We start from the raw sequence: 22,812 nt of genomic DNA, 5'->3' as shown, positions 1-22,812 counted from the left end.
CTTCATTGCGCGATTAGAAGTTAATCAAAATCGCGGTATGAGCGGTATTTAACACGGAATAATAGTGTGTAAAAAACGGGTACCGCTATGAGGGTTAATATTGTGGCAAAACCCAGACCGAAAGAAATAACAACGGCCATACCTTCAAAGAACGCATCGTAAAGCAATGGAATCATACCGAGTATGGTGGTAATAGCGGCCATACAAACGGGACGAACACGACTTACTGCGGAATTGAAAATAGCCTCGTACTTTTCGGTTCCTTGATCGAATTCATAGTTAATTTGATCTGCCAGTACAATGCCGTTTTTCACCGTCATCCCCGACAGACTCAAAAATCCGAGTAGTGCCATAAAGCTGAATGCGGAGTTCATTACGAGCAATCCAGTGGACACGCCAATTAAGGCCAGTGGGACACAAAACCAAATTGTGAGTGGTACACGAATCGAGTTGAACAACAAAATAGTAATGATGAACATAAACAAATAACCCAAAGGCAATGCCTTGAATATGTTTGCTTGTGCATCGGTGCTGCTTTCGTATTCACCACCCCATTCTAGGGTGTAACCCGGCGGTAATTTGATGGCTTCAATATCCGCTTTAGTACGACCATATATTGCCATGGCGGTTTCATCACCTAAAATGTTGGGATCAGCCATGACAGTGATCGTGCGTTTACGATCTCGGCGCTCAATGATCGGATCTTCCCATACGGTTTCAAAGCCAGAAACCAACGTGGAGAGTGTGACGTAAGAACCCGACGCTGGACTATAAATCTGCAAATCACGGATTTGGTCAATGGAAACGCGTTCATTTTCTGGCGCGATACGAATAATAGGAAGAAGATCTGTGCCTTCACGATACAAGCCGATTTGTGAGCCAGTAAAGTTAGTCAGTAGAACGTCATCCAGTTCGGTTTTGCTGATGCCTAAACGTCGGGCCTGAGCATCATTAAAGATAGGACGAAGTACTTTAACGGGTTGACGCCAATCGTCTTTAATATTTTCTAGGCCACCATCATTACGATAAATGTCTTGAATTTTCGCGCTAAATTGACGCAAAAGTTTAGGATCAGGACCGCTTATGCGCGTTTCAAGTTTTGCGCCACTGTCGGGCCCTAACTGTAGGCGTTGCAGTTTCACTTCTAACTCAGGGTAGTCTTCCTGCATTGTGTAATACAGGTCTTTTAATAACCCTGGAATCGCTTCTTTTTCTTTCGTACGAACAATAAATTGGGCATAGCTAGAGTTCGCCTGCTGAGCATTGTAGGTCAACATGAAGCGCAAGGCGCCTTGACCTGTCGTCGAAGTGACGTATTCAATGCGATCGTCTTTCAATAGCTCTTTTTCAATAACACGGACTTTTTCGTAAGTGTCTTCAATGTGCGTACCTTCTGGCATCTGAATGTCCATATAGAACATTGGCGTTGTCGAAGGTGGAAAAAAAGCTTGTTTCACAAATTGGAACGCCCAACCGGATACAAATAAGCAACCAACCAGCAAAATAACGGTGATCCATCTAAAGCGCATGGCTTTATCTAATAGCCATTTATAACCTGTGAAAATGAAGCCTTTATACGGATCAGTCGGCTCTTCTGATTCGCCTTCTTCATTCTTGGCTTTTGCGATGCTCTCTTTGAAAAACAGATCACAAAAGAAAGGCGTGAGAGTAATGGCGGTGAACCAGCTTAATAACAGCGAAATCAGCAACACATAAAAGAGTGAGCCAACAAACTCACCAACGGCATCTGGAGATAAGCCAATTGGCGCAAAAGCCGTCACTGCAATAACAGTAGCGCCTAATAAAGGCCATTTAGTTTGCTTTACCACAGCGCTCGCGGCCTGGACTTTTGTCATGCCCCTTTGTAGGCCAATGAGAACCCCTTCGGTCACTACGATGGCATTATCAACTAACATCCCTAAGGAAATAATCAAACCACCTAACGAGATACGTTGTAGGTTGATCTTAAAATAGTCCATTACGATGAAAGTACCCAGAATGGTCAATAAAAGAACGATACCAATCAAGATGCCTGAGCGAATGCCCATGAAAACCAACAGCACAAGGATAACGATGCCAACAGCCGCGGCTAGGTTTAGCAAGAAATCAGACACGGAGCGGTCAACTTCTTTTGATTGGAAATAGATTGGCTCCATGCTCAGCCCAATCGGTTGCTGGTATTCTAGTTCTGCAATTTTTTGCTCTAATGTCTCGCCAATTTTTACGACGTTAACGCCTGATAAGAAAGAAACACCAAGCAAAAGAGATTTGGCACCGTTGAAGTCGACCAAATGGGTTTTAGGCTCAACGTATTCTCGTTTAATGGTCGCAACATCTTTTAAGCGGATGAGGTTACCGTCGATAGGCGTTCCGACAATTAAGTTTTCAAGTTCTGAAATATCTTTGAATTCCCCTGTCGGACTAATGCGTATGTATTCGCTTCCGACTTTAACGCGTCCCGCGTTTGACACGCTGTTTTGGTTTTTCAATAGCACTTCTAATTGGCTTGGCGCAATGCCCATGTTGGCCAATTTTGCCCGTGAAATCTCGATGGTTACTTGCTCATCTTGCTCGCCAGCCACCGTGACTTTCGCCACACCTTCTACTAGAACCAATTCACGTTTTACGTAGTCGACATAGTTTTCTAAATCTTTGTAAGGATAGCCTTCACCGTGGATAGCGAGCATGACGCCGTATACATCACCGAAATCATCCAACACGATCGGTGAGCCAACGCCAGAGGGGAAAGCTCCAGAAATATCGCGAATTTTCTTACGAACCTCATCCCAGATCTGTTTTAGTTCTTTGGCACGATAAGTGTCTTTAATGGTTAGTTGAACTTTCGAATAACCTGCTTTTGACGTTGACGTGATTTTATCAACGTAAGGTAAGTTTTGCAGTTCACGTTCAATAGGGTAGGTTACTTCTTCCTCTACTTGCTCTGGCGAAGCGCCCGGGTAGTAGGTGATAATAAGAGAATCTTTGATGGTAAATTCAGGGTCTTCTAACTGACCAAGATTGGTAAATGCAATCGTACCACCGATCAATAAGATCAGTGTGAGCATCCAGCTGGTGACTTTTCGATTTATAAAGTAAGCAGCAATATCCATTATAAGCCTCGCTCACGTGTCCAAGGGCGAACTTGCATGTCGTCTGTTAAGCTGTTTACACCGGCCGCAACGATCTGATCACCGGTATTTAGCCCCGATTTTATTTCAATTAGATTCCCTTGCAAGGTTCCCAGTTGTACTGAACGAGCTTCTACTTTCTTGGTATTACTGTTGAACACCCAAACCGTACTGTTTGATTTTCCTGTGCTGGTATCTTCATGGCGAAGTACCGCTTCAACAGGAATAACAACGTGCTTTTGTACACCCAAAAGTGAATTGAGGTTGATGTCGATATTGGCTGTCATGCCTGGCAATAGCGTATGAGTTTTGTCTTCTTTTCGAATCAAATGCAGTGTGACTTCATAAGCCATTGTCGTTTCATTTGGTGTTGTGTTGTGTTCTTTGTAAGCTGCATACAGCTCTTCATCTGGTGCAACATCCACAACCACTTTAGGCATGTAGTCTGTTTGAGTATTTTTTATGCTGACGACAAGGCTTTCAGGGACTTGGAATTCAATATCAAGGTTGTCGATGTCCTGAATATGCATTAGAGCCTGAGTGGCGCTGACATATTGGAAATTCTCTGTTACAACGGACGAAATGACGCCACTAAACGGAGCATAAACCTTAGTGTATTTAAGCTGGTTTTTTGCAGATTGCAGGGCATTGTTTGCCTGATCCAATGTCGCTTTTGTTGAATCGTATTGGGATTTTGTTGTCGCGTTTTGCTTTAACATTGTCTGAATACGGTTGAATTGCACTTCCGCAAGACGTTGATTGGCTTCAGCAAGCTCTACTTGCAGGGAGAAGTCTGTAGGGTCAAGCGCGGCGAGTAATTCTCCTTTTGTCACTCGCTGTCCCGCAACCACGTGAATATTCATTAATTGGCCGCCAACACGAAACGCTAAATCGGCTTCTTTGCTGGCTTTTAGTTCTGCAGGAAATCGACGAATGTTAATAGCATCTGTTGAGCCGATGGTAATGAGTTTGACTGGTCGGATGATTTCTTTCTCTACAGAGACTTCATTTTCATCTGATGAGCAACCCGTTAGGAATAATGTAGCGGCGAGGGTGGCCCCAGCTATCATATTTATACGCTTTACGCGGTTCATTTATTACTCCGTAAGTATTTTGAAAATAATTAGATGAAAGTATTTTATATCTCTTACTGCCGGATATGAATTTTTAAATATATATTAAAGATATTCCCCTTGTGACTATCTAATCTTTTTGTAATCTCATTTCAAGCATAGTTGTTTTTTTATGTACCGAGCTTCATACCATTACTGGGTTCTCTCTAGCTCTTCTAAGAAAGTTTCTAGAATAAGATTGGCGCGGGCGCCTTTTCGGGTAATGGCAGAAAATTGAGTGATGTAATGGCATTCATTCGGCAAGAGGGCGCGCATTCGGCCATCACGAATCCAGTGCTCGGCCACATGGTCGGGTAAAAAACCAATATAACGCCCCGTCAATATGAGAAAAGCGATCCCCTCTCGGTCTGTCGCTGTCGCACTTGCCGTTAAAGGTTGGTGTTGGCTTTTAATTTCTGGTGTTTGTGCGTAGGCAGGCAAAACGGCATCAAACTCTTTTAGTTTGGCTTTGGTGATTTTTTTGTCGCCTAAGGTAAATAAAGGATGAGTATCACTGCAGTAGAGCTTGGACTCTTCTTGGTAAAGATGGTGATAATCTAATCCGCTTAAAATTTTGAGGTCTGGAACAATGCCAATTTGCAGTCCACCATCTAATACCCCTCTTTCCACATCGTTGGGTGGAATCATACGAATATTAATTGTGACTTGCGGACCTTTATCTTTGAGGCCGGCCAATGCTCTTGTTATTCGAGTATGAGGCAGAGTGACTAAATTGTCTGTGATACCAATGTTTAGCTCGCCCTTTAAATGCTGGTGGAGGGCATTGATATTGGTGCGAAAGTCTTCGATAGAGGACAGTAATTGCAACGTAAAGTCATAAACTTGGCTGCCTTCGTTTGTCAGGGAAAAGCCAGACCGGCCTCGTTGACAAAGTCTAAATCCGAGACGGGTTTCCAAGTCAGATATTGCGATGCTAATAGCGGCTCGGCTAATGTTGAGCTCGACTTCAGCAGCGGAAAAACCACCACATTCCACGACGGTTCTAAAGATGCGCAAAATTCTAAGATCGGCGTCGCTTACCTGACTTTTAAACTTATTCATTGTTGATCCTAATGATAGACACAACGCAGGTTGTGCCATTGCTCATGGTAGATTCGTTTAGTTAAGTAAAGAGTTAACTAAGCGTTAATAGATTCGAGTTTTTATAATCTATTCCTCTTGGCATAGTAGTGTCAATGCACAGTATTCATAGCAACGAATGTTGATGAGAAAATTTAGCCTAACGACTTAACGTAATAAATAGGGAGCGCTCATGGAAATTATCGGACATTTGATCGACGGTAAACGGTCACAGCAAGCCGCACGCACTCAAGATGTGTTTAACCCGGCAACGGGAGAAGTATCGAAAAAAGTCGCTATTGCTTCAAAAGAAACCGTAGAAGAGGCCATTACGGTAGCGCAAGCGGCTTACCCTGAGTGGCGAAATACGCCGCCATTAAAGCGCGCCCGAATCATGTTTAACTATAAAGCGTTATTGGAAAAACACTCAGATAAAATTTGTGAATTGATTGGCGCTGAACATGGCAAAATTTGCCACGATGCGGCGGGCGAATTACAGCGAGGCATTGAAAACGTTGAATACGCATGTGGTGCGCCAGAGCTATTAAAAGGTGAGTACAGCAAAAACGTTGGCCCGAATATTGATTCTTGGAGTGAGTTTCAGCCACTTGGCGTAGTTGCCGGGATTACACCATTTAACTTCCCTGCCATGGTGCCGTTATGGATGTTTCCGATGGCAATCGTGTGTGGGAACACGTTCATTTTAAAGCCTTCTGAACGCGACCCAAGTACCGCTTTGTTTATTGCTGAATTGTTGCATGAAGCGGGCTTACCAGCGGGTGTTTTTAATGTGGTAAATGGCGATAAAGTCGCTGTTGACACCTTATTGGAAGATAAGCGGGTAAAAGCCGTGAGCTTTGTTGGTTCCACGCCCATTGCGGAATACATCTACAGCAAAGCCAGCGCTAACGGTAAGCGTTGTCAGGCATTAGGTGGCGCGAAAAACCACGCGATTGTGATGCCAGATGCCGATATGGATAACGTAGTGAGTCAGTTGCTTGGCGCGGCCTTTGGCTCATCAGGCGAACGTTGTATGGCGTTGTCGGTTGCCGTTGCCGTTGGTAAGGCAGCTGGTGATGCTTTGATTAGTAAGATGGCTGAGGCTATGAAGCCGCTAAAAGTAGGTGAATGCTCAGACAAAACCAATGATTTTGGTCCTGTCATTACCAAAGAACATAAAGAAAAAGTGGTTGGCTTTATTGATAGCGCGGAATCACAAGGCGCAACCATTGTGGTGGATGGCCGTCATCCACAAGTCGTAGGTTATGAAAAAGGTTTCTTTGTTGGTGCGACCCTAATCGATGGTGTAACCAAAGAGATGGAGAGTTATCAGCAAGAAATTTTCGGTCCAGTTTTGCAAGTGGTTCGTGTTGATACCATGGAAGAAGCGATGACGCTGATTAACGACCATGAATACGGTAACGGAACCTGTATTTTCACCCGTGATGGCGAAGCCGCGCGTTACTTTTCGGATCATATTGAAGTGGGTATGGTTGGCATTAATGTGCCTTTACCTGTGCCTGTGGCGTATCACAGTTTTGGTGGTTGGAAGCGTTCTTTGTTTGGCGATCTACATGCCTACGGTCCAGACGCTGTGCGCTTTTACACAAAACGCAAAACCATTACACAGCGTTGGCCTTCGGCGGGAATACGTGAAGGTAAGAGCTTTTCTTTTCCGTCTTAATGTCAGTCTGATCTAGATGCATCCCAGGCAGCGCTATCAAAACTGATAGCGCTGTTTTTATTGGTCGCTTACCACTTGGTAGCGACCATTTTTTTTGGCTTGATAAAGAGAATCATCGACTCGTTTTAATGCGTCTTCAGCGGATTCATTTTGGGCTACTTGAATCAGACCAAAACTACAGCTAATTGCCTGATCCCAATTTTCTAAGAAAATATGGCTAGGCATGTCATGGCATATTTTTTCGATACGTTGTCGAATTTGGTGAAGTTCAACATTAGGAAAGATGAATAAAAATTCTTCGCCTCCCCAGCGGCTTGATATGTCTGTTTCCCGCATGGATTTAGAGAGGTAGCTTGATATTTTTATAAGTGCTTCGTCTCCTTTGCTATGCCCTAGTTGATCGTTTACTAATTTGAACTGGTCAACGTCGACTAAGCTGATGCAAAAAGGTACTCTGTTTTCATCTGGTTGATTCACATAATGGTTCAATGCTTCAAGGCCAAAACGACGATTAAACAGTTGGGTTAGCGCATCTTTTTCGGCCAGTTTTGTCATAACAGAATATTGACTTGCATAAATTGAGCGAGAAATGGCAGCTGTGGCAATGAAGGGGATACTGGCACTTGCTAAATTTAATAGAAAAATGAGTATGTAGTAAGAGTCTAAATTTGGCACTCTGGTGTGGCAAAAAAGAGTGAGTAATGTGAAGGTTGTTATATGAGAAAAAGCGATTATCGTAGACCAAGTCACGCTAAGTGATGGAATCGCCATCACAAGCAATGCCATTGGCCAAAGGTAATATTGAAATCCAGCGTCTGCACCTAATACGCTGGTGGCGACTAAAGCGTGAGCTAACACTTCTGCGCTCATGATCAAAATAGAAATGTCATGACGTCTAATACGGTTAAACCAAAATGTCAGTAGCCATGCAGAAACACTGAAGATATTTATCCAGGCAAGCGTTGTTTGATCAATATAGAAAAATATTAAAATGAAAATGAAATGGGCAATAGACCCAGTCGCAGACGCGATATTGAAAATATTAGACGTTTGCTGAAAGTTATTGAAGGCGTTGTTTGACGTAAAAGAATGGGGTTGTTTTACTGGGTTGTTATTTACCACGGGCGCTGTAATCCTTGACTGGTGAAATTAATACAGTATAAAAAGCATTTTTGATTCATTGCACTTCGATAGCGACAACATAAAGTCACAGTTACGATACAGAATGTGTTTTGTTTCAGTAATACTAAAAAAATCTTTCCTAAGCTATCGGACGTAATATGGAAAAGAAAAAGCGTAATGTTGTTCTATTATCACTGTTCTTATACCTAATGATAGCGTCATTTTTAACCGCTTGTTCAGAATTGGCTGTAAATAAAAAAACAGAGTCTGATATGACCGACGGTTTAGTCATAGATATTGAAGAAAATAGTGCTTACTTGTCTGGTGTACTTGATAGCAATTTAGTTGAAGAATTGAGCCACTTAATAAAACAAAACCCCAATGTAACGGACTTGGTGTTGGTCGATATTCCTGGGTCTGTGGATCAACACGCTACGATGGAGGGCGCGCGTTTGATTCGTCGTTTAGGTTTGAATACTCACATAGCGCAGACCGGTTATGTGCTTTCCGGTGGTGTTGATCTATTCTTAGGTGGCGTGGAAAGAACCATTGGAGCGGGTGCTGGCGTTGGTGTACATGCTTGGTCTGATGGTTCAAGAATGAAAGCGGCGAACGTCAATGTTGCCGATTCGATACACGCAGTGTATGTTAATTTTTATCTAGAAATGGGGGTGCCAGAGCGCTTTTATTGGTTCTCACTGGATGCGGCACCCGCCGATAGAGTGTATTTTTTATCACCCGAAGAAACGTATGATTATCAGCTTGCCACACAATAAAATTGAAAATCTAGTCGTTTAAAAGCGAACATGTCCACAGGGAGGGATTATGGAACAAATAGAACTGTTTACCATAGAAAGCCCTTGTCGAGGTGTGTGTGAGAACAGTACAAAAGGCTTTTGCAAAGGATGTTTGCGCAGTCGAGATGAGCGCTTTCATTGGTTTTCGTTATCCAATGAAGCGCGTCATCAAGTATTAGATCTGTGCAAACATCGTCGAGTACGCTTACTTAAGGCCCGTCAAGAAAGATTAGACGCCGCTTCTGCCAAGGCATTACCTTATGGTATGGAAGATGAACTTATCGCGGACCTGTTTGAATAGAACGACGACTGCGCTCCCCAATACTTTGTTAAAAACAGACTCAAAATACTCATTTATAACCCATAAACTCCGTTTTTTTCGTCTGTTTTTGCCTCGTCTTGGATTCGCTCGTGACGTCGTAAAGAAAGACTAGTCTTCAAAAATGGCGTCTAAGGCTTCTGACAGACGTTCAACACCAATGACCTTCATGCCTTCAATCGGCTTTTTCGGACAGTTAGCTTTTGGCACGACGGCTCTGGTGAATCCATGTTTGGCCGCTTCACTAATACGTTCTTGCCCTGATGGGACAGGGCGAATTTCACCGGATAAGCCGACTTCGCCCATCACGACTAAGTCATGGGGTAAAACTCGATCTCGGAAGCTAGAGACAACAGCCGCAATGGCCGCAAGATCCGCGCTGGTTTCCAGCACTTTAACCCCGCCCACCACGTTCAAATACACATCTTGATCAGACGTTAATAAACCGCCGTGTTTGTGTAATACTGCTAACAGCATAGCGAGTCGATTATGATCAAACCCAACCGTAACGCGTCTTGGATTACCAAGTGGCGAATCGTCGACCAAGGCTTGTAGCTCTACTAATAAGGGTCGGGTGCCCTCCCATACCACTACAACTAGGCTGCCAGCCGCAGGATGATTGCTTCGGTTTAAGAAAATGGAGCTGGGATTCTTAACTTCTTTTAAGCCATTTTCAAGCATGGCAAAAACGCCAAGTTCATTGACGGCGCCAAAGCGGTTTTTCATGCCGCGCAATGTACGAAAACGAGAATCTTCAGAACCTTCTAATAACACCGAACAATCGACCATGTGTTCAAGGACTTTCGGTCCAGCAAGGGTGCCGTCTTTGGTGACGTGACCAACGAGCAACACCGCCGTTTGCGTTTGTTTTGCAAAACGCGTTAAGACCGCGGCACTTTCTCTTACTTGCGACACGCTGCCAGGCGCGGATTCAACGCCATCCAAATGCATGACCTGAATAGAGTCAATGACCATGACTTTAGGCTTGACCTGTTGAGCGATGGTTAAAATGGCGTCCACATTGGTTTCGGACAGCATTTTGAGATTTTGTGTAGGCAAGCCAAGACGTTGGGCGCGCATGGCGACTTGCTGCAAGGATTCCTCTCCCGTCACATATAAGGCGCTTTGTTGTTGTGCGAGCCAGCACATGGTTTGTAATAATAGCGTGCTTTTACCAGCGCCGGGTGAACCACCAATTAACACAACACCGCCAGGTACTAAACCGCCGCCCAATACTCGGTCAAATTCGTTAGCACCAGAGCTGAATCGGGGTACATCGCCTAAATCGATATCGGATAAATTTTGGATGCCAGTGACGGCGCCAGCATAGCCTTGGTAGCGTGGATCTTGGCTCGCAGAGACGCGCGCAGAGGTTTTTCCAGAGGTAAGTCGAATTTCAGATAGGGAGTTCCACGCATTGCAGGCTTGACATTGTCCTTGCCATTTTGCGTAGTCAACTCCGCATTCGTTGCATACGAAAGCGGTTTTTGCTTTGGCCATGAGAGTCTCTTTGTATCATCGGAAGGAGCGGAGCAGCAGCTCCCCGTCATTAAGTTGCGATAACGTCCATGTTATCACAAGGTTATGATTACTTTTTGTGCCAATTTACAGAGTAAAGGTCGGTACGACGGTCTTTCAAATTGTTAACGGAACCTTCGCTACGCGTTAATTTCAACTTATCTAGATCAAGATCTGCGAACATGATCATTTCAGTATTGGGTGTCGTTTCCGCCATGACGGCGTCGTGGGGATAAGAGAAATCAGATGGTGAAAAGACAGAGCTTTGTGAGTATTGAATGTCCAAGTTTTCAACCTGTGGAAGGTTGCCACAGCTACCACAAATAACCACATAACATTCGTTTTCAATCGCACGGGCTTGAGCGCAATGACGTACCCGTAAGTAACCATTTTTTGTGTCAGTCCAGAAAGGAACGAAGAGAATGTCCATGTCTTGTTGGGCGAGTAAACGCCCAAGTTCAGGGAACTCAACGTCGTAGCAGATCAGGATACCAACACGCCCTGCGTCGGTGTCAAAGACGCGCAGTTCATTGCCACCTTGAATGATCCAGTCACGACGTTCATGCGGAGTGATGTGGATTTTTTTCTGTTCTTCTACCGTGCCGTCGCGGCGACATAAATAGCTGACGTTGTAAAGAATATCGTCTTCCATCAATGGCATGGAACCAGTGATAACGTTGATGTTATAACTCACTGCAAGTTGTGACATTTCATTTCTGAAACGTTCAGTAAAGCTTGCCAAAAAGCGAATGGCTTCGGTTTGGTTATTTTGGTCTGGGCTTAAACCGATAAGCGGTGCGTTAAAAAATTCTGGGAATAATACAAAGTCGCTTTTGTAATCGGATACGGCATCGATAAAGTATTCAACTTGTGTGAGTAATTCGTCCACACTGGCGACTTCCCGCATTTGCCATTGAATCGCACCAATACGAACTTGTGTTTTACGTGTACGAATAACGCTGGTTTCTGGCTCGTAAAAAATATTTTTCCACTCTAAAAGCGTTGCATAGCCTTGTGACTTTTCATCTTCTGGCAAGTAACGTTTTAGCAATCGAGTAACTTGGAAATCATTCGAAAGCTGGAAAGTTAAAATAGGGTCGTAGATCTTTTTTTCACGCACTGACTCTAGATATTCTGCGGGTGATAAATTGTGTGCATGTTGGTGATAATTGGGAATTCGCCCGCCGGCTAAAATGGCACGTAGGTTGTGCTGACGGCACAACTCCTTGCGCGCTTCATAAAGACGACGGCCCAAACGATAACCACGATATTCTGGTGAAATAAGCACATCCAGACCATACATGGCGTCGCCTTCAGGGTCATTCAGAATGTTTTCTTTTTGGTCAACCAAATCATCGTATGTGTGTGGGTTACTAAAGCGTTGGTAGTTGGCTTGTACCGACAGAGCAATACCCACAATGTTGCCGTGATCTTCTAGGCAAATTTGTCCTTCAGGAAAATCTTTTACCAGCTGGTGTATGGTGTGTTTAGGCCAAGAACCACCGATGTCATGGTAGACCTTATCCATCAGTATCTTTATTTGTTCGTAATCATTGTTGGTTAAATTTCGAATTTTTAAATGTAAGTCTTCTAGCATGATGTCCTCTGCTGTGTTGTCTGCCTGCGGTTGTATTGAATACTATTATTTCCAGTATCGATTTCGCAGTGCAGTGGTGTCTTTATATGACATGATAATACCGCTTCTTTATGTGATGAGGGTGTTAATTTTTATTTAAATAGAGGAAAAAAGAAAACCCCCGCCGAAGCGAGGGTTTTTGGGTTAGAAAAGAGTCTTTACGATAATGTTGGAATTATGACTTACTGAATTCTGGGTACGCTTCCATACCACATTCAGAAAGGTCAACACCTTCGTATTCTTCTTCTTCCGTCACTCGAACACCCATGATGGCTTTGATGATCAGCCAAACCACTAGGCTAGAGAAGAATACCCAAACGAAGATAGTCAATGCGCCAGCGATTTGTCCGCCGAATGTTGTACCATCGTTTGTAAGAGGCACTGCTAGCAAGCCCCAAAGACCCACAACACCGTGAACAGAGATAGCGCCCACTGGGTCATCAATTTTAAGCTTGTCTAGCGTCAGGATAGACACAACAACAATCACACCACCAACTAGACCGATTAACGTTGCTCCAAGAGCAGAAGGTGTATCAGGACCTGCTGTAATAGCAACCAGACCAGCCAATGCGCCGTTTAGAAGCATGGTTAGGTCGGCTTTGCCGAATAAGATACGAGCTAGAATAAGTGCGCCAATTGCGCCGCCTGCTGCCGCTGCGTTTGTGTTCAAGAACACCATTGCAACCGAGTTAGCGCTGGCGATATCGCCAAGTTTCAATACAGAACCACCATTGAAACCGAACCAACCCATCCAAAGGATGAAAGTACCCAGTGTCGCAAGCGGTAAGTTAGCACCAGGAATGGCACGCACTTCACCGTTAGGACCGTATTTACCTTTACGAGCACCAAGCACCAATACACCAGCCAATGCGGCAGAGGCACCAGCCATGTGAACAATACCGGAACCTGCAAAGTCAGTGAAACCTAGGTCGCCAAGGCTATACATGCCGAAGACAGAACCGCCGCCCCACGTCCAGTTACCTTCCATTGGGTAGATGAACGCTGTCATTACCACCGCAAACACAAGGAAAGACCAAAGCTTCATACGCTCAGCAACGGCGCCAGAGACGATAGACATTGCTGTTGCAACGAACACAACTTGGAAGAAGAAGTCAGACGCGCCAGAGTAGATTGAGCCGCCTTCAAAACCGCCGTCACGACCAGAGAAGTCTGTTAAAGTAGACGTTACGTCTACATCTTGAATACCCGTTAGAAACAGCTCACCACCGTACATGACGGAGTAACCGCAAACGAGATACATGATGCAAGAGATGGCAAATAATGCCACGTTCTTAGTTAAAATCTCAGTGGTGTTTTTAGCACGTACTAGACCTGCTTCCAACATGGCAAATCCCGCTGCCATCCACATAACCAGTGCGCCACACACCAAGAAGTAAAAGGTGTCCATGGCATATTGTAAGTGAAAAATTTGATCTTGCATGTTTCGCCCCCCTAAAGGCTTGTATCATTTGAGCAGTGTCTTATTAAAATTCTTAATTTAATGTTTCATTAAGAATAGCGAGCAATGGTTAAACTGCTTCTACACCAGTCTCTCCGGTACGAATACGAACCGCTTGTTCAAGGTTAACGATAAAGATCTTACCGTCGCCGATTTTGCCCGTGTTCGCTGCGCCAGTGATGGCCTCAACGACTTGGTCAGTCATGTCGTCTGCAATCGCTAGTTCGATTTTTACCTTAGGTAAAAAGTCCACTACATATTCAGCGCCGCGGTATAGTTCTGTGTGGCCTTTTTGACGTCCGAAACCTTTTACTTCTGTTACGGTGATACCTTGAACACCAATTTCAGAAAGTGCTTCTCGAACATCATCCAATTTAAATGGCTTGATGATGGCAGTTATAAGCTTCATACCCACTGTCTCCTTTAAAAGTCAGTTTTATTGTCGTATCGCAGGTAGTTAGCTTTATTCAATATGCGTGCCATATATTGATGCACCCCTAGAACAAAGGCTTTGTAAGGATATTGTCGACTTATTGGAATTATAAAGAGCCGCAGTTGGCTTTATTTAGTGCGGCATATTGGGGTGTCTTTATAGTGCGCTGCGTTAACATGGTGCGGTTGATCTATCAAAGAAGAGAGTGATCTACCAGTAAGCGCCTTACCTTGTTGCTTTTGATCAGAAAAAACACACAGTGGCGCGTTTTATGTGTGCCTTATTTAGGGGGAGTGCTTTCATAAAGGTCGCTGAATGGTGATTTAATGCACAGAAAAGAGGCGCCTTGCCTGTGCGATAGACCGATTTTTTTATGCTTAGGAGAACGTCCTTATTTAAAGATGCATAATAGATGACTTGTTTGCACCTTCCTTAGGCTTCTATACTAATAGGCATTGTAAATGTTAAAAACGGGAATGACATGATAGATCAATTTATAAAGCAGTTGGGCACCGGATTAGAGCAAGCCGCAGAGACAATTGGTAAGCTACCTAAAGCAGAAATTCAGGCGCAACTACACGAAGTTGCCCGAAATACATTAAGCAAAATGGATTTGGTTACACGAGAAGAGTTCGAAGTACAGGCGGCTATGTTGGCAAAATATCGTGAAAAATTGGCCATATTAGAAGCGCGTTTAAATGAACTGGAAAAGTAGCGTATAAAAAAGGCGCTCATAAGGGTAGATGAGCGCCAATCAAAAGACAGAAAGCGAGTAGCTATTCACTTCCAGCCTTGTTGCCAGTTGTCTGACGACTTCAGTACTTGCCAAGGTGTGGTATGTTGGTTTTTGTTTATCACGGCTTCAAGAACGCACTCTATAACCGTTTCTTCTTCATCCCGAATGAGTTTGGTGACGATAAAATGCTTCTCTTTGTATTGTGGTGACGTTGATGTCCATTTAGACAAAAGTAATTTATTTGGGTTTATTTGATGCATGTGGCGTTTGTAACCTCGTAAGCGTAGATAAACAAAGATACGAAAGAAGTGAAGGGCCGGATTGCTTTTCACGATAAAAAGAACATTTTTAAATAGGATCAAGGAGTGATCATGAGTTTAGCAACCATCTACAGTCGTGCCCGAGTGGGTGTGGCATCCCCTTTAGTCACAGTCGAAACCCATATATCGAACGGTTTACCGTCGTTAAATATTGTCGGATTGCCAGAAGCGGCGGTTCGAGAAGCAAAAGATCGTGTGCGTAGCGCGATTATTAATAGCCATTTTGAATTTCCTACCAGAAGAGTCACCATTAACCTTGCCCCTGCGGATTTACCCAAAGAAGGTGGTCGTTATGATTTAGCGATTGCGATCAGTGTGCTGGTGGCTTCAGGTCAATTAGGTGAAGTGAATCTTCAAGATATCGAATTTATTGGTGAGTTGGCGTTATCGGGGGATATTCGTGGTGTGCCAGGTTTATTGCCATCGGCGATTGCTTGTCATCAGGCTAATCGACAACTGATTCTTCCAGAAGACAATCAACAAGAAGCGGCTTTGGTTGAAAGTGATGCCGTGTTTGCAAAACACCTTACTCAAGTCACCGCGCACCTTTTAAAATTAAGCCAACTACCTGCCTGTGTTTCTAAACCGACGGCGCCGTTACCCTTAGATCACAAAGATATGCGGGATGTGAAAGGCCAATATCAAGCGCGACGAGCCTTGGAAGTCGCGGCGGCCGGCGGTCATAATCTTCTTTTTATTGGTCCAGCAGGTACAGGAAAAACCATGTTGGCATCGCGTTTGCCCAGCATTATGCCGGCCATGACCGAAGCTGAAGCGCTCGCGGTGGCGTCGGTTCAATCGGTCGCGGGACGAAAAATGGGATTGGATTGGCATTGGTCAGAACGCCCATTTCGCTCTCCGCACCATACTTGTTCTGCGGCGGCGCTTGTCGGAGGTGGTTCCATTCCTAAACCGGGTGAAGCCTCTTTGGCGCATTGTGGTGTTTTGTTCCTTGATGAGCTGCCAGAGTTTGATCGTAAGGTGTTAGAGGTTTTGCGAGAACCGTTAGAAAGCGGTGAAGTACATATTTCACGGGCGCGTGGACAGATGTCCTTTCCAGCGCGCTTCCAGCTGGTTGCCGCGATGAACGCCAGCAACGAAGCTTATAACGGTGGACAAGATTATTACCAATCCAGTGCCAGTCAAAAGTACCTTAAAAAACTCTCGGCGCCTTTTTTAGACCGTATCGACTTGCACGTGGAAGTGCCACCACTGCCTTCTACTGTTTTAGTGAATGCTCAAGAAGAGGGTGAATGCAGCGCCAGTATTCGTGTACGCGTTGAAAAAGCGGTAGCAAGGCAACGAGCGCGCCAAGGTGTACAAAATGCTTTGTTAAGTGGACGACAGCTAGAATCTATTTGCGCCCTAAGCGACGAGGATAAACACTTTATGCAGCAAGCGTTAGAAAAATTAAAGCTGTCAGCCCGTGCTTATCATCGGGTGTTAAAAGTCGCACTGACCTTGGCTGACCTTAGCGACTCGCCAGTAACTAGAGCACATTTAATGGAATCGTTAAGTTACCGAAAAATGGAAAAAACTTTATCTATGGCGGTTTCTTAATACGTTTAAGCTAACTCTTATTTGGGTTGAGATGGATTATTTGATATCAACTTCGGCAGATATAAGTTCAATAACGTATTTAGTAAAATGAGACGTTTTTATTACGTCAAATTATGGACTACTATTTTAATCGAGTGCATAGGTAAACCACAGTGAATCAAGGTTTTTTTGTTTATTAAGCAACTGGCTATTTAATTGTTGATGTGCGAATCTTTGGATTATAAAAATATTATTTCATGGGAGCTTGTATGAGTTTTAAATCTTTACACCAACGTTATATTCTAGGTTTTATCTGCTTTGTCGTTATTGCTTCATTGCTAACGGTTGCGGGGCTTAAGACTTTTGTTGCACCAAAACTGTATCAGCTAGAAAAATCTGGTGTATATAAAGACATTACAAACATGAGCCAGAAGATAAGCTTGGAGCTTGTAAAAATTGAAGCGCAGTCTCGGTCAATTACGCAAGTGATTCCTGATTTTACCTCTCAACAAATTGACGAATTTTTACCATCTATACTTGACCAGTATGGTAGAAAAGCCGTTTTTGGTGGCGGTATATGGCCATTGCCATATGCACGAGATAAATCTGTTGATAGGTTCAGTAGTTTTTACGTGAGAAACGGCAGCAACAAAATGACCGAAAGTGCATTTTGGAACAGTAAGGAAGCGAAAGAAAACTATTATGAACAAGGATGGTACAAGCAAGCATTGAATGTGCCTAAGGGGACCTGTAAATGGTGGCCAGCGTATGCGGATGCGGGCTACGAAGCGCGCACTAATTGTGCAATGGCAATATACAAGAATGGCGAGCCTTATGGCGTTTCAACAATAGATCTTACCCTTGGCTTTTTCAATTCTTTAGTGAAAGATCTCACCCAAGAAGTTGGGGGGGATGTCATGATATTTGAAGCGAGTGGCAAAATAGTCAGTAATTTGCCTAATTATGATAAGGATATTATTTTAAAAAATGTTAGTGATATTTCAAATTTAGCGTTTATTAATACTATAAATTCAGTTGTTTCTGATAATACATTAAGTTCAGGTCGCTTAGAGCGAGAGTATGAAAACAATGGACAGAATCATACACTCATCGTTATACCTGTTAGTAATACTCCTTGGTTTATGGCGGTTGGCGTGCCGACTAATAGTTTGAACCAAGCATCCAACAGTGTCATGTTTACTTTGTTTAGCATTCAAATACCTCTATTTATATTGATGCTCATTGTAGTGATATTTGTTATTGGTGTTTTATTCTCAAGAATTAAATTGGTCAGACAAAACCTTGATCAGCTGTCGTCTGGCGATGCGGATTTAACACAACGATTGGATACATCTAAGGGAGATGAATTAGCATCAATTAACCAGTCGGTGAATCATTTTATCGAATCTCTACAACGATTAATTTCAGAAGTAGTTGGTGAAAATAAGCAGATTGATTCAAGTATTAAGTTGCTTAATCAACAGGTTATTGAAAATAACACGTCATTAGACAGACACTCGGCCGAGACATTACAAGCGGTAACTGCCATAAATGAAATGAGTGTTTCTTCTGGTGCAGTTGCAGAAAATTCAAGAAAAAGCGCTACGCTTGTTCGAGAAGTGAACGAAAATACTAAGTTATCAAAAACAGAATTAACATCGGCAACTGAAAAAGTTTCTAAGCTGTCAGATGATGTTCAATCATCTACTGATAAGGTGCTTCAGCTTAAAAATAATGCGATTGAAATTACAGAAATACTGAGTGTTATTGGAGAAATTGCGGGGCAAACGAACCTTCTAGCATTAAACGCAGCAATTGAAGCCGCTCGTGCTGGTGAACAAGGTCGAGGCTTTGCCGTGGTTGCCGACGAAGTTAGAACACTTGCGAGCCGTACACATACCAGTACGATCGAAATAAACGACATGTTGGACAAGTTACAAGTAGGCGTTGATAGTGTGGTGTCTGCTATGGATGTGACTAAAAACAGTTGTGATAACGCGATTGAAAGTACGAAAAAAGCGTATGAAAGTGTCGATTCAGTCGCAGACTCGGTCGGCCGTATTAATGAGCTTAGTGCTGAAATTGCTGTCGCGGCCACCCAGCAAAGTAAGGTTTCGGATGACATCGATAGCAACATGGTTGCAATACGAGAAGTGGTTGAGACGTTGGTCGCCAGTGGTGTTAAGGCACACCAAATAAACGATGTATTATCTAGTTCTAACGAAAAATTAGCCGCGCTTATTAACAAGTTTAAAGTGTAGCGGTATGAGTGTTGACTTGGCTCTATGCGATATAAGATTCGGGCCAAGTCGCACTAGGGGCGATATTTTTTAAAAATAGTTGAACGAAAATATACTGTCTACAGAAACGATGAGCGGTCATTAATGATCCAAATTCCTGCACTGGATAGGCGTTTCTCAAAATTAGGTCATCATGTCATCATGTCAACATGATGACCTTTTTTACATTGGTAGGGACGACATTATAAAGTCAGGTAAGACCAAGAGCTTTTCCGCTTAGCTGTAATCCATTTTTCAAATGAATGGTGAGTGGTAATGGTTTACTTTTAAGAATGTTAGCCAAGCATAAAAGCTGTTTTAACCGATTTCATTTCGTTACACTCTTTGCCCTTATTTTATTTCCCTACTTGTGTGGATGGCTAAGTGGCAGTTTTGCCGCATAAAATAAAGTCATGAGTAGGTTATGTATGATGGGATTAATAATAATTAATTGTGGTCACGTATTCGCTGTTGCTGACTTATCTTTGGCAAAGCAGAGTGGCATAAATGGAGTTATACATTATGGTTATTCAGCTGTTCCCCCTATGGGCATTGTTACTTTCTGTGCTTGCTTTTTTTCAACCGGATTTATTTGTCGGCTTGAAAACTCAAATTGTTCCATTACTGACGGTCATTATGTTAGCAATGGGATTAACCCTAAGCCCAACAGACTTTAAACAGGTTTTAAAAAACCGTAAAGCCGTTGGTGTGGGTGTTATTCTGCAATTTTTAGTGATGCCGATAGCGGCGTTTGGTGTGGCGTTCGCGTTTGGCTTTGATACGGAACTGACCGTTGGTATGTTGTTGGTTGGCAGCGTGGCAGGCGGTACGTCATCGAATGTGATGTGTTATTTGGCGAAAGGCGATACGGCGTTGTCTATTTCCATGACCGCGATTTCGACCTTGATTGGTGTGATACTAACACCTTTCTTGGTATCTTTGATGATAGGTCAAAGTGTAGATGTACCAGTAGCTGGTATGTTGTTGAGCCTACTCAAAATTGTATTGTTACCTGTTGCGGCGGGTGTGTTGATTAATACGTTGTTCTCAAAATTTGTATACAAAGCAGAACCAATTTTTCCTTATATTTCTATGTTCGCGATTGTCCTTATCATTGCGATTGTCGTGGCCTTGAGTGCATCTAAAATTGTTCAAGTTGGCCTCATCGTAGCGGCTGCTGTAATTATCCATAATGCGATTGGTTTGACATTAGGCTACTGGGTAACTTATTTACTTGGTTTTGATGCCCGTGTATGTCGTACGATTGCGTTCGAAGTGGGTTTGCAGAACTCAGGTTTGGCGGCGGCGTTGGCGGTGAAATTTTTCACGCCAATGGCAGCATTACCAGGCACTATTTTTAGTGTGTGGCACAATATTTCGGGATCATTGTTGGCGAGCTATTGGAGTCGTCGACCTGTTTTGGAAAATAACAGCGAAGACACCTCTAAATAAGCGTGTAAGCAATCAATAATAAAAGGGACGCCATTTTAGTGTCCCTTTTTTGTGTCTGTTCGAACGGTTATGTCAGTGCGAGTCGATGCAATGTCGGGTACACTTAGTACTGATTTTTAACCGCCGCACAAGCCAGAGTTTTTCCATGAGTGAGTCCCTTCCTTCCATATCCCAACGTTTGAGAAATCTAAACGAGCGCCAACTTGATGCGGTCAAAAATATTGATGGACCATTACTGGTATTGGCTGGAGCAGGGTCAGGAAAAACCAGCGTGATCACGACGAAAATCGCGTATTTGATTCAAACGTGTGGGTATAAAGCGAACAGCATCATCGCGGTAACCTTTACGAATAAAGCCGCCCGCGAGATGAAAGAGCGTGTTGTTGGTATGCTTTCTAAACAAGAAAGCCGAGGCTTAAGCATTTCTACTTTTCATAATTTAGGCTTACGCATTCTACGCAAAGAGTTCCGCCGAGCGGGTTTGAAAGAAGGCTTCACTCTATTTGATTCCCAAGACTCCCTCAGCTTGATCAAAGAAATTCTGAACAAAGAATTTAATGGTCAAACGGACTCTGCGGCCTATTGTCAGAACACAGTGTCCAATTGGAAAAACGACTTAACAACACCGCAAGAAGCCATGACCAACGCCGATACCGAAGAGTTTTTGTTGGCGGCGCAAGTTTACGCGCAATATCAGCGTTATTTGCGCGCTTATAATGCGGTGGATTTTGATGACCTTATTTTGCTTCCCGTCAGCTTGTTAATGGCAGATGAAGGGTTGCGTGATCGTTGGCAGAAAAAAGTCCGCTATTTACTGGTGGATGAGTGCCAAGACACCAACGGCAGTCAATATGAATTGATTCGTTTATTAGCCGGTTATCGACGTTGCTTTACCTTAGTGGGCGACGATGACCAATCCATCTACGCATGGCGAGGTGCGCGTCCTGAAAACCTAGAGCGCTTGTCGGTCGATTATCCAAACTTAAAACTGGTCAAGCTAGAGCAAAATTATCGCTCGACTAAGACCATCTTAAAAGCCGCTAATACGTTAATAGCAAACAACCCTCATATTCATGACAAAGCCTTGTGGAGTGACCATGAAATAGGCGACCCGATCCGCGTAATGGTCACTCGAAACGAAGATTCAGAATCGGAACGTGTGGCGGCTGAAATACAATCTCGTCATTTGCGTTATGAGATCCCGTATCGAGATTTTGCCATTTTATATCGAGGCAATCACCAAGCGCGTTTATTGGAAATTAAACTGCAAGCCTACCGAATCCCTTACAAAATGAACGGTGGCACGTCTTTCTTCTCCCGCGCAGAAATCAAAGATTTGATGGGGTATTTACGTCTGTTAGTAAACCCGTCAGATGATAATGCTTTTCTGAGAGTAGTGAATTTACCACGACGAGAAATCGGCCCTGCGACCTTAGAAAAAGTCGGTAATCTTGCCACTGAACGCGGTGTGAGCTTGTTTGAAGCGTCGGGTTACAAAGAGCTAGAAGAAACCATTACAGGGCGCTCGCTGAAAAGTCTGCAAGACTTCGAGAGTTGGATGTCTACCTTACGTAAACGTCTAGAAGGGGCGTCGCCTGTTCCTGTGATTGAGCAAATGATTCATGACATGGACTATTACGGCTGGATTCAGGAACAAACGTCTTCGTCTAAAGCGGGCGATCGTCGCATCGAAAACGTGCGCTTCTTACTGGATTCTATTCAACGCATGATGGAATCGGCGTGGGAAGAAGACGAAACCGCGGGCTTGGATCAGGCGATTAGCAAGCTGTTATTGATTGATATGCTAGAGCGTCAAGAAGAAGAGGAAGACGAAGATAAAGTACAGTTGTTAACGCTTCATGCTTCCAAAGGTCTGGAATACCCGCATGTTTTCTTGATCGGCTGTGAAGAAGAACTTTTGCCCCACAGGAACAGTATAGAAAACGACGACATAGAAGAAGAGCGTCGTTTGGCTTACGTTGGCATAACACGGGCGAAAAAAACCTTATGCATCACCATGGCCGCGAAGCGCCGACAATACGGTGAAGAAATTGACTGTTTACCAAGCCGGTTCCTTGATGAACTGCCAGAAGAAGATTTGGTTTGGGAAGGTCGCGGCGACGAAGGGGAGAGCGCTAAAAAAGAACGTGGTCAGGCATCATTGTCGGCATTAAAAGCCATGTTAAACGGCTAGCGTA

At 43.7% G+C, this 22,812-nt stretch carries 17 protein-coding genes; 8 read left to right on the top strand and 9 right to left on the bottom strand.

Features of this window, described 5'->3' with window-relative positions; all coding sequences use genetic code 11:
* Nucleotides 1–20 precede the first annotated feature (20 nt).
* The 3 genes from M3I01_RS14870 to M3I01_RS14860 all read right to left on the bottom strand — a co-directional run bounded on the left by M3I01_RS14870 (nucleotide 21) and on the right by M3I01_RS14860 (nucleotide 5,302).
* Complete coding sequence (locus M3I01_RS14870; protein ID WP_275565161.1) at nucleotides 21–3,110, bottom strand: efflux RND transporter permease subunit; 3,090 nt, start codon at nucleotides 3,108–3,110, stop codon at nucleotides 21–23.
* Nucleotides 3,110–4,222, bottom strand: a complete 1,113-nt coding sequence (locus M3I01_RS14865; RefSeq protein WP_255896658.1) for an efflux RND transporter periplasmic adaptor subunit — start codon at nucleotides 4,220–4,222, stop codon at nucleotides 3,110–3,112. The genes M3I01_RS14870 and M3I01_RS14865 overlap by 1 nt, the downstream gene beginning before the upstream one ends.
* Before the next feature lie 171 nt (nucleotides 4,223–4,393).
* Nucleotides 4,394–5,302, bottom strand: a complete 909-nt coding sequence (locus M3I01_RS14860; protein WP_255896657.1) for a LysR family transcriptional regulator — start codon at nucleotides 5,300–5,302, stop codon at nucleotides 4,394–4,396.
* A gap of 211 nt (nucleotides 5,303–5,513) precedes the next feature.
* On the opposite strand from M3I01_RS14860, the gene M3I01_RS14855 reads away from it, so the two are divergent.
* A complete protein-coding gene (locus M3I01_RS14855) occupies nucleotides 5,514–7,004 on the top strand; it encodes a CoA-acylating methylmalonate-semialdehyde dehydrogenase (protein WP_275565160.1) in 1,491 nt (496 codons plus the stop codon).
* Between the two features lie 57 nt (nucleotides 7,005–7,061).
* Here the strand turns inward: M3I01_RS14855 and M3I01_RS14850 are convergent, their stop codons facing one another.
* Nucleotides 7,062–8,126: a GGDEF domain-containing protein gene (locus M3I01_RS14850; protein WP_255896656.1), complete on the bottom strand. Its 1,065-nt coding sequence runs from the start codon at nucleotides 8,124–8,126 to the stop codon at nucleotides 7,062–7,064.
* A 158-nt stretch (nucleotides 8,127–8,284) separates the two neighbouring features.
* Here M3I01_RS14850 and M3I01_RS14845 point away from each other — a divergent pair, with 158 nt between their 5' ends.
* Both M3I01_RS14845 and M3I01_RS14840 read left to right on the top strand, forming a co-directional pair.
* Nucleotides 8,285–8,902, top strand: coding sequence for a COG3904 family protein (locus tag M3I01_RS14845; protein ID WP_255896655.1), 618 nt, complete (start codon nucleotides 8,285–8,287; stop codon nucleotides 8,900–8,902).
* Nucleotides 8,903–8,951: 49 nt separating this feature from the next.
* Complete coding sequence (locus M3I01_RS14840) at nucleotides 8,952–9,224, top strand: DUF1289 domain-containing protein (RefSeq protein ID WP_255896654.1); 273 nt, start codon at nucleotides 8,952–8,954, stop codon at nucleotides 9,222–9,224.
* Nucleotides 9,225–9,353: 129 nt separating this feature from the next.
* On the opposite strand, the gene radA is transcribed toward M3I01_RS14840, so the two are convergent.
* From radA to glnK, 4 genes are all read right to left on the bottom strand, one after another.
* On the bottom strand, nucleotides 9,354–10,742 hold the full coding sequence (gene radA / locus M3I01_RS14835; RefSeq protein ID WP_112141137.1) for a DNA repair protein RadA: 1,389 nt from the start codon (nucleotides 10,740–10,742) through the stop codon (nucleotides 9,354–9,356).
* Between the two features lie 88 nt (nucleotides 10,743–10,830).
* A complete protein-coding gene (locus M3I01_RS14830; protein ID WP_255896760.1) occupies nucleotides 10,831–12,360 on the bottom strand; it encodes a bifunctional GNAT family N-acetyltransferase/carbon-nitrogen hydrolase family protein in 1,530 nt (509 codons plus the stop codon).
* Between the two features lie 211 nt (nucleotides 12,361–12,571).
* Nucleotides 12,572–13,837 (bottom strand): ammonium transporter, encoded by a 1,266-nt coding sequence (locus M3I01_RS14825; protein WP_255896653.1) that lies wholly within the window; start codon nucleotides 13,835–13,837, stop codon nucleotides 12,572–12,574.
* A gap of 88 nt (nucleotides 13,838–13,925) precedes the next feature.
* Complete coding sequence (glnK, locus tag M3I01_RS14820; protein ID WP_024023270.1) at nucleotides 13,926–14,264, bottom strand: P-II family nitrogen regulator; 339 nt, start codon at nucleotides 14,262–14,264, stop codon at nucleotides 13,926–13,928.
* Between the two features lie 505 nt (nucleotides 14,265–14,769).
* On the opposite strand from glnK, the gene M3I01_RS14815 reads away from it, so the two are divergent.
* Nucleotides 14,770–15,003, top strand: a complete 234-nt coding sequence (locus tag M3I01_RS14815) for an accessory factor UbiK family protein (RefSeq protein WP_112141131.1) — start codon at nucleotides 14,770–14,772, stop codon at nucleotides 15,001–15,003.
* Nucleotides 15,004–15,068: 65 nt separating this feature from the next.
* Here M3I01_RS14815 and M3I01_RS14810 read toward each other — a convergent pair whose 3' ends face one another.
* A complete protein-coding gene (locus M3I01_RS14810; protein WP_176336839.1) occupies nucleotides 15,069–15,284 on the bottom strand; it encodes a TIGR02450 family Trp-rich protein in 216 nt (71 codons plus the stop codon).
* A 111-nt stretch (nucleotides 15,285–15,395) separates the two neighbouring features.
* On the opposite strand from M3I01_RS14810, the gene M3I01_RS14805 reads away from it, so the two are divergent.
* The 4 genes from M3I01_RS14805 to rep all read left to right on the top strand — a co-directional run bounded on the left by M3I01_RS14805 (nucleotide 15,396) and on the right by rep (nucleotide 22,808).
* The gene (locus M3I01_RS14805) at nucleotides 15,396–16,904 is read left to right on the top strand and encodes a YifB family Mg chelatase-like AAA ATPase (protein ID WP_255896650.1); all 1,509 of its coding nucleotides are present in this window, start codon (nucleotides 15,396–15,398) and stop codon (nucleotides 16,902–16,904) included.
* Nucleotides 16,905–17,152: 248 nt separating this feature from the next.
* Nucleotides 17,153–19,144: a methyl-accepting chemotaxis protein gene (locus M3I01_RS14800; protein ID WP_255896649.1), complete on the top strand. Its 1,992-nt coding sequence runs from the start codon at nucleotides 17,153–17,155 to the stop codon at nucleotides 19,142–19,144.
* Between the two features lie 540 nt (nucleotides 19,145–19,684).
* Nucleotides 19,685–20,614, top strand: a complete 930-nt coding sequence (locus tag M3I01_RS14795; protein WP_275565168.1) for a bile acid:sodium symporter family protein — start codon at nucleotides 19,685–19,687, stop codon at nucleotides 20,612–20,614.
* 145 nt (nucleotides 20,615–20,759) lie between these two features.
* Nucleotides 20,760–22,808, top strand: a complete 2,049-nt coding sequence (rep, locus tag M3I01_RS14790) for a DNA helicase Rep (protein ID WP_255896647.1) — start codon at nucleotides 20,760–20,762, stop codon at nucleotides 22,806–22,808.
* The last annotated feature ends 4 nt before the right edge of the window (nucleotides 22,809–22,812 follow it).

The sequence above is a fragment of the Marinomonas maritima genome (assembly GCF_024435075.2).
Classification (GTDB): Bacteria; Pseudomonadota; Gammaproteobacteria; order Pseudomonadales; family Marinomonadaceae; genus Marinomonas; species Marinomonas maritima.
Note: the sequence above shows the minus strand (reverse complement) of the source record. Positions and strands in the feature narration are given on the sequence as shown.